The organism is Metabacillus mesotrionivorans, from assembly GCF_052171315.1.
Classification (GTDB): Bacteria; Bacillota; Bacilli; order Bacillales; family Bacillaceae; genus Bacillus_P.
Genome location: NZ_JBQMFF010000002.1, coordinates 678,916 through 693,584, shown reverse-complemented (window position 1 = coordinate 693,584; position 14,669 = coordinate 678,916). Strand labels below are relative to the sequence as shown.

Annotated in this window: 13 protein-coding genes and 1 pseudogene; 13 read left to right on the top strand and 1 reads right to left on the bottom strand. The window is 45.4% G+C overall.

The window, feature by feature from the left end; genetic code table 11:
- The first annotated feature begins 6 nt into the window (after positions 1-6).
- The 11 genes from aroA (at position 7) to ypjB (ending at position 12,659) form a co-directional block, all read left to right on the top strand.
- Positions 7-1,317, top strand: a complete 1,311-nt coding sequence (gene aroA / locus ACTSEZ_RS08520; protein WP_369733750.1) for a 3-phosphoshikimate 1-carboxyvinyltransferase — start codon at positions 7-9, stop codon at positions 1,315-1,317.
- A 108-nt stretch (positions 1,318-1,425) separates the two neighbouring features.
- Positions 1,426-2,322 carry a hypothetical protein gene (locus ACTSEZ_RS08515; protein WP_369733749.1) on the top strand — a complete coding sequence of 299 codons (897 nt, stop codon included), beginning with the start codon at positions 1,426-1,428 and terminating at the stop codon, positions 2,320-2,322.
- A 23-nt stretch (positions 2,323-2,345) separates the two neighbouring features.
- Positions 2,346-3,611, top strand: a complete 1,266-nt coding sequence (locus ACTSEZ_RS08510; protein WP_369733747.1) for a tetratricopeptide repeat protein — start codon at positions 2,346-2,348, stop codon at positions 3,609-3,611.
- An 81-nt stretch (positions 3,612-3,692) separates the two neighbouring features.
- Positions 3,693-4,232 carry a ReoY family proteolytic degradation factor gene (locus tag ACTSEZ_RS08505; RefSeq protein ID WP_029566046.1) on the top strand — a complete coding sequence of 180 codons (540 nt, stop codon included), beginning with the start codon at positions 3,693-3,695 and terminating at the stop codon, positions 4,230-4,232.
- A gap of 214 nt (positions 4,233-4,446) precedes the next feature.
- Positions 4,447-8,139 carry an alpha-amylase family glycosyl hydrolase gene (locus ACTSEZ_RS08500; RefSeq protein WP_369733746.1) on the top strand — a complete coding sequence of 1,231 codons (3,693 nt, stop codon included), beginning with the start codon at positions 4,447-4,449 and terminating at the stop codon, positions 8,137-8,139.
- A 345-nt stretch (positions 8,140-8,484) separates the two neighbouring features.
- Positions 8,485-8,940 (top strand): YpiF family protein, encoded by a 456-nt coding sequence (locus tag ACTSEZ_RS08495; protein ID WP_369733745.1) that lies wholly within the window; start codon positions 8,485-8,487, stop codon positions 8,938-8,940.
- 143 nt (positions 8,941-9,083) lie between these two features.
- A complete protein-coding gene (locus ACTSEZ_RS08490) occupies positions 9,084-9,593 on the top strand; it encodes a QcrA and Rieske domain-containing protein (RefSeq protein WP_369733744.1) in 510 nt (169 codons plus the stop codon).
- Positions 9,594-9,596: 3 nt separating this feature from the next.
- Positions 9,597-10,271: a menaquinol-cytochrome c reductase cytochrome b subunit gene (qcrB, locus tag ACTSEZ_RS08485; RefSeq protein WP_029280290.1), complete on the top strand. Its 675-nt coding sequence runs from the start codon at positions 9,597-9,599 to the stop codon at positions 10,269-10,271.
- 59 nt (positions 10,272-10,330) lie between these two features.
- On the top strand, positions 10,331-11,098 hold the full coding sequence (locus tag ACTSEZ_RS08480; RefSeq protein ID WP_342822336.1) for a menaquinol-cytochrome c reductase cytochrome b/c subunit: 768 nt from the start codon (positions 10,331-10,333) through the stop codon (positions 11,096-11,098).
- Positions 11,099-11,169: 71 nt separating this feature from the next.
- Positions 11,170-11,766, top strand: coding sequence for a lipoprotein heptaprenylglyceryl N-acetyltransferase LhaT (gene lhaT, locus ACTSEZ_RS08475; protein WP_369733743.1), 597 nt, complete (start codon positions 11,170-11,172; stop codon positions 11,764-11,766).
- A gap of 80 nt (positions 11,767-11,846) precedes the next feature.
- Positions 11,847-12,659, top strand: coding sequence for a sporulation protein YpjB (ypjB, locus tag ACTSEZ_RS08470; RefSeq protein ID WP_369733742.1), 813 nt, complete (start codon positions 11,847-11,849; stop codon positions 12,657-12,659).
- A gap of 308 nt (positions 12,660-12,967) precedes the next feature.
- On the opposite strand, the gene ACTSEZ_RS08465 is transcribed toward ypjB, so the two are convergent.
- Positions 12,968-13,840 (bottom strand): YitT family protein, encoded by an 873-nt coding sequence (locus ACTSEZ_RS08465; protein ID WP_369734087.1) that lies wholly within the window; start codon positions 13,838-13,840, stop codon positions 12,968-12,970.
- 148 nt (positions 13,841-13,988) lie between these two features.
- Between ACTSEZ_RS08465 and ACTSEZ_RS08460 the strand changes: the two genes are divergently transcribed.
- On the top strand, positions 13,989-14,318 hold the full coding sequence (locus tag ACTSEZ_RS08460; RefSeq protein ID WP_369733741.1) for a nucleotide pyrophosphohydrolase: 330 nt from the start codon (positions 13,989-13,991) through the stop codon (positions 14,316-14,318).
- Positions 14,319-14,330: 12 nt separating this feature from the next.
- Positions 14,331-14,669 (top strand): annotated as a pseudogene (locus ACTSEZ_RS08455) (4-hydroxy-tetrahydrodipicolinate reductase); the annotation flags it as partial.

Genomic DNA, 14,669 nt, shown 5'->3' with positions numbered 1-14,669 from the left:
GCTGGTATGAAAAGCGAGAGAAAACTGCAGAAAGCAGAAGGCCTCAAGGGATCGATAGCGATCCCCGGAGATAAATCCATTTCACACAGAGCGGTGATGTTCGGCGCGCTGGCAGAAGGAGAAACGGTAATCGACAACTTCCTTGCAGGGGCGGACTGTCTGTCTACAATCGCCTGCTTCAGGCAAATGGGCGTTGAAATTGAGCAAAACGGAACCCATGTCAGAGTAAACGGCAAGGGAATGGATGCTCTTAAGGAGCCTTCGGGCATTTTGGATGTGGGCAATTCCGGTACAACTACCCGGTTAATGCTTGGCATTCTTGCAGGACGGCCTTTCCATTCCTGCATCATTGGAGATGAATCCATTGCAAAACGGCCGATGACACGGGTGACGAATCCGCTCAGAGAAATGGGCGCTTCCATTGACGGCAGGGAGGAAGGCAATTACACGCCGATTTCCATCCGCGGAGGCAAACTGAAGGGGCTGAAGTATACGTCTCCTGTAGCCAGCGCACAGGTAAAATCAGCGATCCTTCTTGCAGGGCTTCAGGCGGATCAGGAAGTGACAAGCGTAACAGAGCCGCATAAATCACGTGACCACACAGAACGGATGCTCCGTGCGTTCGGTGCAGAGGTGCGTGAAGATGGACTGACTGCTGAGATTGTAGGCGGACAGACATTAAAAGCTGCAAAAGTGGACGTGCCGGGGGATATTTCATCTGCAGCGTTTTTTCTGGCTGCTGGGGCAATTGTTCCAAACAGCAGGATCACTCTTGAAAATGTCGGTATTAATCCAACGAGAACAGGTATAATCGATGTTTTAAATAATATGGGCGCAAATCTGACAATTGAAGAAAAAGGTTCAGGCACCCATGAGCCTGTCGCGGATTTAACTATCTCAACTTCCTCATTAAAAGGAACGGTGATTTCAGGGGACCTGATCCCGCGTCTGATTGATGAAATCCCGATCATTGCCCTGCTTGCCACACAGGCAGAAGGCGAAACCATTATTAAAGATGCCAGTGAGCTGAAAGTGAAAGAAACAAACCGGATTGATACAGTCGTTCAGGAGCTTGGCAGGCTTGGAGCTGAAGTTATCCCGACAGATGACGGAATGATTATCCGCGGCAAACAAAAGCTGTCAGCTGAAAAAGCATCCGTTTCAAGCCATGGTGATCACAGAATCGGCATGATGCTTGCTGTTGCAGCCATGATAACAGAGGGTGAAGTCAGCCTTTCCGGACATGAAGCGATTGATGTTTCGTATCCTTCATTTTTTGAGCATGTGAATGAACTCTCAGGAAACTCTGCGGTTTAATGCACATCCAGCCTGCGGAGAATCTCCGCAGGCATTTTTCATAGTCATATTTCCCTCTTTTTCCTCATAGCTTGTCTTAAGAAGATGACAAGGGAGGGATAAGCGGAAGTGGCCTATATAATTGAAGATGCAGTCATTGTTAAGCATGCAGCAGCTGAAAAAACGTCCATTCTCGTACGGAACAACAAAATGGATTATATCCATTCTTCAGTTAAAAATATGGCCTATATGAAAATGGACGCTTCTCCGTATGTGATGACACCCGGGCACGTTATGCTTGATTTCTCCATAAACGGTCCTTATTCGGAAGCCAAACCCATTTTTAAGGACAAGCTCATAGCAGCCGGGTGTACAGCCGTCATAACGGTTGCCCGCGCCGAATATGAACGTGAATTATCAGATGCAGTCAGGAAAAAAAGACAAAGGATGATTAATTCCCCAATTGATTACTGCATCGGTGCAGCCATTCCGCTCAAAAGACTGACTCCATCCCTGCTGATTGCCTGCAAACGCCAGAAGATTCCTTTGCTTGTACTTGAGATTCAGCCCCAGGATGATCTTGCAGGATTCCCGTGGGAGTGGATCCGCAGCAGCATCTACCAATTCCCGATGACGTTTCTGCCAAAATGGCCAGAACGTGCCTTGCAGGACAAGCAGCAAAAAACGTTTGAAGCACTGATGAAAAAACACCGCTTCTCAGCAAGTGTTGCCTGCCCGCCCGAGCATACCATTCTTGATAAAAACATTCTCATGAAAATCGGACTGTTTCCTGATAAAGGAGATATCCGCATCGGCGGCGAAGTTGACTATAACCTGTATGAGGGAAATGCATTCAATTCAGTTGAAGATTTGTCCTCAAGCGGGTATCATAGTCATATTCCTAAATTTACGGTTCATAAAGGACAGCTGCTGAAAGCCGGTGAAACGATTTTTTTAAAGCCGGGGTTTGGAGAAGAGCGCGCCGTTGCCATGTCCGGCAGGTTTGCTGCTCAGGCTGTTCCGTAACTGGAATGGAAAGGGCGTTAAAGGTGAACAACACATTATCTGAAGCAATTGAACTGGTTGAATCGGGACAGGTTGAGGAAGGGCTTAAAAGGCTTTCCGGTCTCGAAAACAAACTGCACGATGAAGAAAAATTTCTGCTTGCAGAAAAATACTATCAGTGGGGGAATACAGATCAGGCACTCTCCATTATGGAGGATATGCATCTTCTCTATCCTGAAGAGTCTGAAGTAACCGTATTTCTTGCAGAAATCTATATCGACATGGATCAGGAAGAAAAAGCAATCGACCTCCTGAATACCATTCCTGAGACGGATCCTGCTTATGTACAGGCATTGATTCTCTCAGCAGACCTCTACCAGATGCAGGGTCTGAACGAAGTAAGCGAACAAAAGCTTCAAGCAGCAAAAAAATTAGTGCCTGATGAGCCGATTATCGATTTTGCACTCGGAGAGCTTTATTTTCATCAGGGGCATTACCATAAAGCTATTCCTTTTTTCAAAGACGTGCTTAAGGAACACAGTACCGTGACAGGTGTAAACGTTTATCAGAGATTGGCGGAATCCATCAGCGCAAGCGGCGAATTTGAAGAGGCTCTGCCTTTTTACGAAAAAGCAGCAGTTGAGCAGGTTGATCTTCACACGCTGTTTGGCTACGGGTTTACGGCCCTGCAGGCAAATTATCCGAAGACAGCGATTGAGCAGTTTCTGAAGCTGAAAGAACTGGATCACGAATATACATCGCTCTATCTTTTCCTTGCAAAGGCTTATGAGGCTGAAGGAATGCTCGTGGAAAGCCTTGAAGCTGTTAAAGATGGACTTAAAGTAGACGAATACAATAAAGAGCTGTATGTATACGGCGGAAAAACGGCACTTAAAAACAATCAATCGGATGAAGCTAAAGCATTACTTCAGCAGGCGATTGCCATTGATCCGGGTCATGTGGAAGCGACCATCACCCTGACGAATATCTACATGCAGGAACAGCTTTATGAAGAGGTCATCGACTGTCTGAAAGAAGTCATGAGGTACGGCGAAGAAGACCCTGAATATGACCGCAAGCTTGCACGCGCCTATCATGAAACAGAACAATATTCGGATGCATTAAACCATTACCAGCGAGCATATAATTTCTTCAAGGAAGAACCAGACTTTTTAATGGAGTACGGGTATTATCTGCTTGAGGACGGAAACCGGACAGCTGCAAGGGAGATGTTCAGCAGGGCTTTAACGCATGATCCTGCGAATGTCGAAATCGAAGAGATTTTGATGCAATTAGAAGATGATTTTTAACACTCGGCCGGAAGGAATTCACCTGGGATCTGTTGAACTTTTAAAGTAAGAATCTACAGTTAGCAGAGGAGGGAAATGCATATGATGGCCCCTGTATCTGTCATTGAGAAGAAGGATTTTATCAGGTGGTTTTTAAATCATTATCAGCTGAAAAGACGAGAATGTGTATGGATTCTGAATTATTTGATGAGTCATGATACTCTGATGGAAAAAGTTCATTTTGTCGAGCAGGCACAGTATTGTCCCCGCGGAATTATCATGTCAACCCACTGTGTAGAGGAAGTGCCGTTTCGTTTTTACAAAGAAAATGTCATGACTACGGATGCCGAAAAATCGTTCCATGACATTCGGTTAAATAAAGACGAGGATCTGTATATCCAGCTCAATTTCCGCTCATCTTATCAGTCTCCGAATTACGCAGCCGTGCTTGAGGCAAACCCGTTTATGCCGAAGCACCTCAACATTAATGAAAAAGACCGTGTAGTAGCTGAGAGAATTCTTGAAGAATCCATTCAGACGTTCCAAAAAGAAAAACTCCTTCAAATGATTGATGATGCCCTTGACCGCCAGGATAAAGAAGCATTCAACCATTTGACAGACAAATTGAAATGCCTCAGATAAGCTTGCCTGCTGCCGGAACTGCAGCTTTTGAGAAGAAACCTTCAGAAAAGGAGGTTTCTTTTTTTTTAGGCTTTTCAGCATATTTTTTTCAGAATTTTCAATTGATTTTTCGGTCGAACCGTGACAAAATAAGGGTGTTGATGAAATCGTTTACATAGACAGGCATTGGTCTCGAGTGCAGCCGATTTCTTTATATGCAAAAGGGGGAAATGGAATGAGAAACAAATGGGGGAGATGGACGGCGGCTATAGCCATACTGGTCCTTCTCGCGAGCAGTGTGCTTGGAACGTGGCAGGGATTTGCCGCTTCGGCACCGGATGCAATAAAGGTTGACGGAAGCGGAGAAGACTGGTCTGAAATGCAACCGCTTGCATCGTATGGAACACCGGGATACGAAGGGTTTCAGATTGGGGATGTGCATATAACGAACGACAGCCGGTACCTCTATTTTTGGACAGAAGCAAAGAATGTTCCAAATTGGGGAAGCGACGGAATGTTTTTAAACCTTGCACTGAATGTGAATGAAGAAGATTCAAAAATAGAAGGCAATCCATGGGGAGCTCCTTTTCACTTTGGAGGCACAGAAGCCAAGCCGCAGTTTCATATTACTGTCAGAATAAAAAATGACAATGAACTTGCCGGAGCTGCTCTTTACAGCTCGGAGGATCTGAAGGCTCCAAAGCTGTCAACCTGGGAAAACAGCAAAGGGGCACAATTTGCCGCAGATCGCATGAAGGGCTTTGAAGGGAAAATTCCGCTCAGTGAGCTTGGCCTGAAAAATGATGACTCGATCAGGGCCATTGCTGTTTTAAGCGGAAACAATCCGGCGGAGCATGGTGCATTTGATGTAAGTCCCGAAGCCGATGGGAATGTTCTTGCCGGCACCTGGAATGAATCAGGAAATCCAAACAGCCAGGCAGTATACAGCAGCAGCTACACAATAGGTGGAGTGGAGGAAGCTTCTCAGCTGGAAGTCCTGTCTTCAACGCCTGCTGAGGGGGAAGCTGAATTTAAGCCTGAAGCCCCGCTGATTGTTACATTCAATGAAAACGTGACAGTTGAAAAGCAGGAGGCCATAGCGCTTTCAGAAAAAGACGGCGCGGATGTGCCTGCTGCTGTAAATGCAGAAGGAAATCAGCTCAGCATCAAAGCAGAGCAGCTGAAAAAAGGGCAGTCCTACACACTGACAGTAAAGAAAGATGCTGTAAAGGGACAGTCCACCAATACGTATCTTCAGGAGGATTTTGTTCTTTCTTTTACAACCTCAAACATGATTGAACCTGCTAAAAGATCTATTCAATTTACCTATGTCAGGGAGGATGCAGATTATGCTGACTGGAACATTTGGACTTGGCAGACCGGACTGCAGGACGGTGAAAAGCTGTTTTCTGACATAACAGAACAAGGCGCTGTCTCAAAATTTGAGATCAGCTCAGATGCAACGGCTGTCGGTTTTGTCATCAGAAAAGGCCAGGACTGGGCTGTTAAAGATCCATTTGATGGGGACAGATACATCACTGCAGAAGCGGGACAAGCTCTCACAAAGGTAGTTGTTGAAAGCGGAAAAGGGGACTTTCATACCGTTCCGGCCGTAAAAGGTCCTGTTCTGTCAGAAGGAAAAGCGACCTTCTTTTACAGAGATCCCGGGCTGTTTGCGGATAATGCAATGGATACGGTTGAAAAAGTGAGCCTTAAAGTTGCAGGAAAGCAATATGAGATGACCTATGACGAGAAAAATGAGTACTTTTCCCATACAGTAGCCCTCCCTGGAGAAGGTACCTATGACTACAGTTATTTGGTCACTGTCAATGGGACAGAAACAGAAGTAAGAGACCCGTATTTTGAAAAATCATCTGTAGACTACATTGTGCCGGATGTATCCATGAATGTGTCTGTTTCGCCGAAGGCCGTAACCTCAAATCAAAATGCGGTGCTGAGCCTTGATATCGAGACTGAGCAAGAGGTTGAGTTTACAGAACTGACAGCTGACGTTTCTGCACTGGGCGGACCAAAGGCGATGAAAATCGATCCGCAGCTTATGGAAACTGCGCTCTCAGTTGCGGATACCGTGACGGCAGGTGAAAAACAAATTCCTGTGACAGCTGTTGACCAGTACGGCAACAAACATACTAAGACTGCATCCATCACAGTTAAACCGCGTGTTTCTAAAGGAGAAGGGGACTTTGACTGGGATGAAGCAAGAATCTATTTTATGCTGACAGACCGTTTTAATGACGGGGACAAAACAAACAACGATCCAAACGGGGAAGGCTATGACACGAACCATTTAGAAACGTATCATGGCGGTGATTTTAAAGGAATTACAAACAAACTAGATTACCTTGAAGACCTTGGTATTAACACAATCTGGATCACTCCTGTCGTTGACAACATTGACTGGGACCTGCGCCACGACAAGAACGGGCATCAATATGGCTACCATGGGTACTGGGCAAAGGACTTCTCAAAGCTTGATGAACATCTGGGCTCAATGGATGACCTGAATGAACTGCTTGATAAAGCACATGAAAAAAACATCAAAATTATGGTGGATGTTGTTCTTAACCATACAGGCTACGGTTTAAAAGAGACGGATGCGGGAAATGCGGAAATTTCAAATTATCCGACAGATGAGGACAGAAGCCGTTTCAGCGGCATGATCCGCAGCGGCGGAACAGACGTCATCAAAGGCGAGCTCGCCGGCTTGCCGGATCTGATGACAGAAGACCCTGCTGTCCGCAAACAGATCATTGACTGGCAGACGGCATGGGCTGCCCACCGGACGGACAAAGGCAACGCTATTGATTACTTCCGTGTAGATACAGTCAAGCATGTTGAGGATACAACGTGGAAATCATTTAAAAATGAACTGACGAAGGTTAATCCTGATTTTAAACTGATCGGTGAATATTACGGAGGCAGCATCGGCAACACCGGGGGCTACCTAAACAGCGGCCAGATGGACTCTCTGCTTGATTTTAACTTTAAATACGATGCGAGAGATTTCATCAACGGTGATGTAGAAGCAGTAGAAGCAAGACTCGAAGAGCGCAATGCAAACCTGACAAGCTCTGCCACTATGGGACAATTTCTCAGCAGCCACGATGAGGATGGATTCCTTCTGACTCATGCAGGCGGTGACATCAGCAAGCAGAAAATTGCTGCAGCCCTTCAGATTACGTCCAAAGGACAGCCGGTCATCTATTACGGAGAGGAAATTGGACAGACGGGCAAGCATGCCGGGGACATGGACAAAGGCGAATTTAATGAAAACCGGTACGATTTTGCCTGGGATAAAACAGAGAATAATGACCTGTTAACGCACTATCAGAAGCTGCTGAACATCCGTAAAGACTACTCAAAGGTCTTTTCAAAAGGAACCCGCGCAAAAATCGGGGGCAGCAACGATGAAGGCTACCTCGTGTTCACCAGATCATACGGAAAACAATCTGTTGCAGTCGGACTGAATACAACAGAAACAGCCCATAAAGTGACCGTATCTGTTCCGTTTAAAAAGAATACGAAAGTGATTGATCTTTACAGCGGAAAGGAATACAAGGTTTCTGCAGGCGGAAAAGTGACAGCAGACCTGCCTGAAAGGGAAGCGGGAGGCACCTTTATTCTGGCTGAAAAAAACAGTCAGCCAAAACCTCCTGGAAAAGACGAAAAACCTGACGGCGCCGTTCAGCCTGATGATAAGGATGGACAAGGAACCCCTCCGGCTAAAGGAGGAGATGCTGGCGGCGGAAGCGGCTCATCAGGCAGCACGTCATCTCCCGGTTCAGGAAAAGGACTTCCTGAAACAGCTACAGCGTCCTACAGCATCATGCTGATCGGAATCGTGCTGCTTGCAGCCGGCTTCAGCGGCTGGGTGCTGAAAAGGCGCATTGTAAAACGTGCTGTTTAATAGAGTGCCGATGAAAGGTGTCCCTGATTTGATGCAGGGGCACTTTTTTATAAGTGGCTGGAGGCGGTAAATGTGCATCACCAAGTGCCTTACTTGCCATAAATAGCAGAATACATGCAAGAATTCCTCTTTTACTTGAAAAAGCAGATCCGTTACTTGCTGGAAACGGGTGTTTACTAGAAAGGTTCCAGCTGCCTGCTGACTGGCAGTGTGCATTCACCATCTATCTGCTGCCTGCTTGAAGATTAAAGGTCTCAAAGAAAAGTAGAGATTTCAAATCTTCTTTTCCGATTCCTGCAAAACCTATATAATGAAAAGCAACACAACTTGAAGGAGCTGAAATGAATGAAATGGACAGCCGGGGACGCAGCGTCCTATCTGGAGTCGGCAGATTATGTGGATACGGCAGTCGTGCCGCTCATCCAGGCCGATTTCGGGGCAGGCCTGAAGCATACTGCTGCAGAGGGTGAATACGCTTTGCTGATTGCTGAAGACCTTGAAAGGCAGCTTAAAGGAAGGGTTTTCCTCATGCCGCCGATCTCTTATCTGAAAGAGACAGCTGAACATGCAGAAAATACGGTGCAGCAATGGTACAGTGAGCTTGAAAAGAGCTTCAGCCATATCTTTTTTATGACAAGTGATCCTCATTGGAAAACCAAAGAAGCTTTTTCAAACGGAAAAGTCATTTACCTTCCGCCGGTACCTATGGAGCATATGGATGAATCACTGAAGAGAAAGATGGTTGAGGATCAGGTTGGTCAAATTATGAACATTTTCTTACAATTTTGGAGAGGGAAATAAAAACCCTTACATATTTATTAAGTTCCAAAAAAGGATAATATTGACCTTACTGGAAGATTGATATATCATGAGATTGTCCTAGTTTTATATGGTTTTATCGTATGTCCTGACGGACTTCAGCTTAAGATAGAGGGGGGAAAATGATGAGCGAGAAAAAACATCGGGTATCAAGACGGCAATTTCTCAACTATACACTCACTGGTGTAGGCGGTTTCATGGCTGCGGGTATGCTAATGCCTATGGTACGTTTTGCGCTGGATCCGGTACTTGGCAAGGTAGAAGATCAGGATCTGGTTCAGGTTGTCAGTGTAGATGAAATTACAAATGAACCAACCCGTTTTAACTTTAAAATTAAACAGGTTGATGCTTGGTACAAATCTGAAGAGCCTAGGGCCGCCTGGGTTTACAAAAACGATAATGGGGATATTGTAGCGCTTTCTCCTGTCTGCAAGCACTTGGGATGTACAGTTAACTGGAACAGTGATCCATCGAATCCAAACAAATTCTTCTGTCCATGCCACTACGGCCTGTATGATAAAGATGGCACGAATGTTCCTGGTACACCGCCGCTTGCTCCGCTTGATGTATACAAGAGTGAAGTGAAGGATGGATTCCTGTATCTTGGTTCGGCTAAACCGCGAAAGGAGGCGTAATAAGTGTTAAACAAAATTTATGACTGGGTTGATGAACGGCTTGATATTACGCCTATGTGGAGAGACATCGCTGACCATGAAGTGCCTGAGCACGTAAATCCGGCTCACCATTTTTCAGCTTTCGTATACTGCTTTGGCGGACTGACGTTCTTTGTAACGGTTATTCAGGTATTATCAGGCATGTTCCTGACAATGTATTATGTTCCCGACATTAAAAATGCATGGGAATCTGTTTATTATCTTCAAAATGAAGTCGCTTTCGGGCAAATCGTCCGCGGCATGCATCACTGGGGAGCAAGTCTAGTTATCGTCATGATGTTCCTACATACTCTCCGCGTATTCTTCCAGGGTGCATATAAGAAACCGCGCGAACTTAACTGGGTTGTCGGCGTACTGATTTTCTTCGTCATGCTTGGTCTTGGATTTACGGGCTATTTATTGCCTTGGGATATGAAAGCGCTATTTGCGACGAAAGTTGGTCTTCAAATCGCTGAAGCAACGCCGCTGATTGGTACTCAGGTCAAAACACTGCTTGCCGGCCATCCGGAAATCGTCGGTGCACAGACACTGACCCGTTTCTTTGCGATTCACGTGTTCTTCCTTCCAGCAGCGCTGTTTGGCTTAATGGGGGCTCACTTTATCATGATCCGCAAACAGGGTATATCCGGACCTCTGTAAAATTCAAATGATGATCAGCCGCATAAGTATGCGGAACTGCCAAAGAAGGAGGGGAAATCATGCATCGCGGAAAAGGGATGAAATTTGTTGGAGACTCTCGTGTTCCAGCTGAAAGAAAACCGAATATTCCAAAAGACTATTCAGAATTCCCGGGTAAAACGGAAGCGTTCTGGCCGAACTTCTTATTGAAAGAATGGCTGGTTGGAGCTGTGTTCCTGATTGGGTTCCTGTGTTTGACTGTGGCGCATCCGTCGCCGCTTGAACGTGTTGCAGATCCGACGGACACTGGATATATTCCATTGCCTGACTGGTATTTCTTATTCTTATACCAATTGCTCAAGTACACGTATGCTGCAGGTCCATACACAGTGATCGGCGCATTTATCATGCCTGGTCTTGCATTTGGTGCATTGCTTCTTGCACCGTTTATTGACCGCGGGCCTGAGCGCAGACCTGCCAAACGCCCTGTTGCAGTCGGAATGATGCTTCTAGGCGTAGCGGCAACGATTTTCCTGACTTGGGAATCTGTTGCAACTCACGACTGGGAAGCAGCTGCTGAACAAGGAAAAATTAAAGCAGAAGCTGAGATTGACAAAGAATCAGAAGGCTATAAAATCTTCACTGAACAAACATGTGTTTCCTGTCACGGCGACAATTTAGCCGGCGGCGCAGCCGGTCCTTCACTGGTGGATACTGGCTTAAGTCCTGAAGAGGTTGCCAAGATCGCAGTAGAAGGTCAGGGCGGCATGCCTGCTGGCATCTTCAAAGGAACAGATGAAGAATTGAAAGTGCTTTCTGAGTTTGTCTCCAGTGTTACTGCAAAATAATCAGAAAAAGCTGACGAAATGTCAGCTTTTTTCTGCGTTGTGAACTACATATAAAGGAAGTTGAAACCATTATGAAATGGATGCACTATCTGCTTGTAAGACAGCCTTTTCTTTTTCTGATGTTTACGGTCAACTTATTTGGAACCATCTACGGGTATTACTGGTACAGATATCAGCTTTACGAAACGCCGGCCATTTTCCTGCCGTTTGTGCCGGACAGCCCGACGGCAAGTCTTTTTTTTACGATTGTCATGCTCGGCTTTCTTTTTAAGAGGAATCTCCCTTTAATTGAAGCCCTTGCTATCATTACGCTGTTTAAGTATGGAATATGGGCAGTTGTCATGAATTTGCTCGTATTGAATGAAACAGGGGTATTGGACCCTGTAGGCTACATGCTGATCTTGTCTCATCTTGGCATGGCCGTTCAGGGGCTGCTTTATGCACCGTTTTACAGGTTTAAAGCCTGGCATCTTGCGGCAGCTGCTGTCTGGACACTGCATAATGAAATCATTGATTATGTGTTCGGGCAAATGCCGAAGTACAGTGTTTTGATGAACTATTTGCCTGAGATCGGGTATTTTACTTTCTGGCTCAGTCTTTTCTCTATTTTTCTGGCTTATTATTTTGTGGTCAGAAAAGATTCGTATAAGCTGGACCTCCTGAAATAGATTTTCTTTTATCTGAAAAAGAAGGTCTATCCTTGTCCACTTTTTCATAGTTTTAAGTAGAAGCTGTGGGAGGGACAAGGATGAAAAAACGAATAGCCGCATTTGCAGTTTTTATGATCATGGCGATGGCTCTGCCGTTTTATTCTCTGGCTGATCATCGTGCAGGGCACATGGAAAGCAGCTGGGAAGATTTAAATAAACTCACGGATACTGCACTTCAGCTGACAAAACAGAATAGGTTTGAAGAATCGCTTCAGCTCGTCAACTATTTTGGCAGAGAATTCGAGAAATCCATAAAGGGAAATAACGATGTTTCAGCTGCAGAAATCCGCACAATTTCAGCTTCTCAGCAGACGGCAGTTGACAAGCTGCAGGAAACAGCTTCCTCGCCTGATCAAAAAGTAAGAGCCCTGATCCGGCTCAGGCTCGTTGTCGATGCAGCTGCATCGGAGCATCAGCCGCTGTGGAGTTCAATGGAAGCGCCTGTTATGAGTGCCTTCACACAAGTAAAAGATGATGTGCAGGACGGCAATAATCAGGCTTTTGAACAGAACTGGGAGGAATTTGTCTCTCTTTATGAAACGGTTTATCCCAGCATGCTGATGGATCTTGATTCTGAACAGCTTAAGAGAATTGAAGCCCACAAGTCAGTGGTGGAAGATTCATTTTTTGCAGAAATTCCTGTAGAATCACAAGTCAATCAGCTGACATTAATGGAGGAAGACTTGCAGAACTTATTCGAACGGGTAAAAGAAGATGAAGCGGATCCGTCTCTCTGGTGGGTCATGATATCTACCGGAAGCATTATCTTTATGGCGCTTTCCTATACAGGGTGGAGAAAGTACAAAGGCGAAAAAGACAAAATGAATAGAGAACGTGACTTTAACAAGTAAGAGGCCTCGTGAACGAGGCCTCTTACTTGTTTTATATGAAGTTGGCGGGGCGATTCCGCTTTTCTCATTGTCTAGCTCCATCGCCCAACTCCTCTGTCAGAACGGAACTGTCGGCAAAGGCAAAAAGCGCCTTCACCGCCATTTCCTTATCTGACCCCCGGAGCTAAACGGGCGATTCCGCTTTTCTCGTTGTCCAGCTCCATCAGCCAACTCCTCTGCCAGAACAAAATCCCCCAAAAAGGCGGGACCCGGACTTTTCGGGTGATTTCTTATCTGTCTATCGGAGCTAACCGGCTGATTCCGCTTTTCTACCGCTGTATAGGATTCTTATCCGCATCGAGCGTGAATCCTTCTCCGAGGACGTCGTGGACGTCGCTGACGGCCACGAATGCGTGGGGGTCGACGGATGTGATGACGGCTTTGAGGCGGACGATTTCATTTTTTGCAACGACACAGTAAAGGATGTTCCGGTCCATTTTTGTATAGGATCCCATGCCTTTTAGAGTCGTGACGCCGCGGTCCATCTCCTGCATGATCTTTTCTGCGATTTCTTCGTTTTTCTCCGAGATGATTGTCGCTCCTTTTGCTGCATAGGCCCCTTCCTGCATAAAGTCGATCACTCTTGCGCCAATAAAGACTGCTACAAGGGTATACATTGCTTCTTTATAGGATAAGTAGGTAATGAGGGAAAGTGTAATGACGACAAAGTCAAAGATGAACATCGTTTTTCCCATGCTGATGCCTTTGTATTTATGTACCAGTCTTGCAATAATATCAACACCGCCGGTTGTGCCGCCGTATCTGAAAATGATGCCGAGGCCGACTCCGATAAAAACACCTGCAAATAATGAAGCAAGGGTCAAGTCATCTTTAAGCGGCATGAAGATCTGAAACCGCTGGAAGAGCCAAAGGAAGACAGACAGTGCAACCGTACCGATGATGGTATAGAGAAAGGTCGTCCTGCCGAGCAATTTCCAACCGATGAAAAAGATCGGGATGTTCAGCACCAGGTTGGATATCGAGGGGTCAATGTTAAAAAGAAAGTATAAAAGAAGGGTTATTCCGGTAAATCCGCCTTCAGCAAGATTGTTCTGCATGTTAAAATGAACTAGTCCGAATGCAAAAATCGCTGAACCGAGTAAAATAAAGAAAATATTCCGTATTTTCAATTGAAGAAACATGATGTCAATCATCCTCTTTTCTATGTACTTTGCGATAATAGTATAGATGATGGAAACAAAAGGTGCAATCACGCCTTTTGTACAAGCCGGAAAATTTGTCAAAATGTCCTGAACCCGCTAACATGAAGAAGAATGAAGAGGTGATTCTATGAGCCAAAAGACAATGAAAGACCTTCAAAAAGAAGTAGATGAGTACATCGGCCAGTTTAAAGAGGGATATTTCAGCCCGCTTGCGATGATGGCAAGGCTGACCGAAGAAATGGGAGAGCTTGCAAGGGAAATAAATCATACATACGGCGAAAAGCCGAAAAAGGATACAGAAAAAGAAAAGAAGATTGAAGAGGAAGCGGGAGATATTCTGTTTGTGCTGATCTGCCTTGCCAATTCTCTTCAAATCGATCTTGAAGAAGCGCATAATCTTGTCATGAAAAAATTCACAACAAGAGATAAAGACCGCTGGACAAAAAAAGAGTCATAAGGAGAAACAGCTATGGAACAGATTAAAGTTGTCATTGCAGGACCAAGAGGAAGAATGGGGAGAGAAGCGGTTAAGCTTGCTGAAGAAACGCCGCATTTTACTCTGGTAGGGGCAGTTGATCATAAATTCGGAGGTCAAACTCTGAAAGAAGCCGGTGATTTCAAAAGCGAAGCCCTTATTTATACGGATATAGAAGCATGCTTTCAGGAAACAAAGCCTGATGTGCTTATTGATTTAACCACACCTGAGATCGGGAAGATTCATACGAAGAAAGCTCTTGAATACGGGGTAAGGCCTGTAGTCGGCACAACCGGTTTTTCGGATGCTGACCTGAAAGAACTCGAGCAGCTG

Coding starts and splice junctions, on each gene's coding strand:
- ACTSEZ_RS08465 (WP_369734087.1), bottom strand. CDS start 13,840: ATGTTTCTTCAATTGAAAATACGGAATATTTTCTTTATTTTACTCGGT.
- ACTSEZ_RS08505 (WP_029566046.1), top strand. CDS start 3,693: ATGATGGCCCCTGTATCTGTCATTGAGAAGAAGGATTTTATCAGGTGG.
- ypjB (WP_369733742.1), top strand. CDS start 11,847: ATGAAAAAACGAATAGCCGCATTTGCAGTTTTTATGATCATGGCGATG.
- ACTSEZ_RS08495 (WP_369733745.1), top strand. CDS start 8,485: ATGAAATGGACAGCCGGGGACGCAGCGTCCTATCTGGAGTCGGCAGAT.
- ACTSEZ_RS08460 (WP_369733741.1), top strand. CDS start 13,989: ATGAGCCAAAAGACAATGAAAGACCTTCAAAAAGAAGTAGATGAGTAC.
- aroA (WP_369733750.1), top strand. CDS start 7: ATGAAAAGCGAGAGAAAACTGCAGAAAGCAGAAGGCCTCAAGGGATCG.
- ACTSEZ_RS08480 (WP_342822336.1), top strand. CDS start 10,331: ATGCATCGCGGAAAAGGGATGAAATTTGTTGGAGACTCTCGTGTTCCA.
- ACTSEZ_RS08500 (WP_369733746.1), top strand. CDS start 4,447: ATGAGAAACAAATGGGGGAGATGGACGGCGGCTATAGCCATACTGGTC.
- ACTSEZ_RS08490 (WP_369733744.1), top strand. CDS start 9,084: ATGAGCGAGAAAAAACATCGGGTATCAAGACGGCAATTTCTCAACTAT.
- lhaT (WP_369733743.1), top strand. CDS start 11,170: ATGAAATGGATGCACTATCTGCTTGTAAGACAGCCTTTTCTTTTTCTG.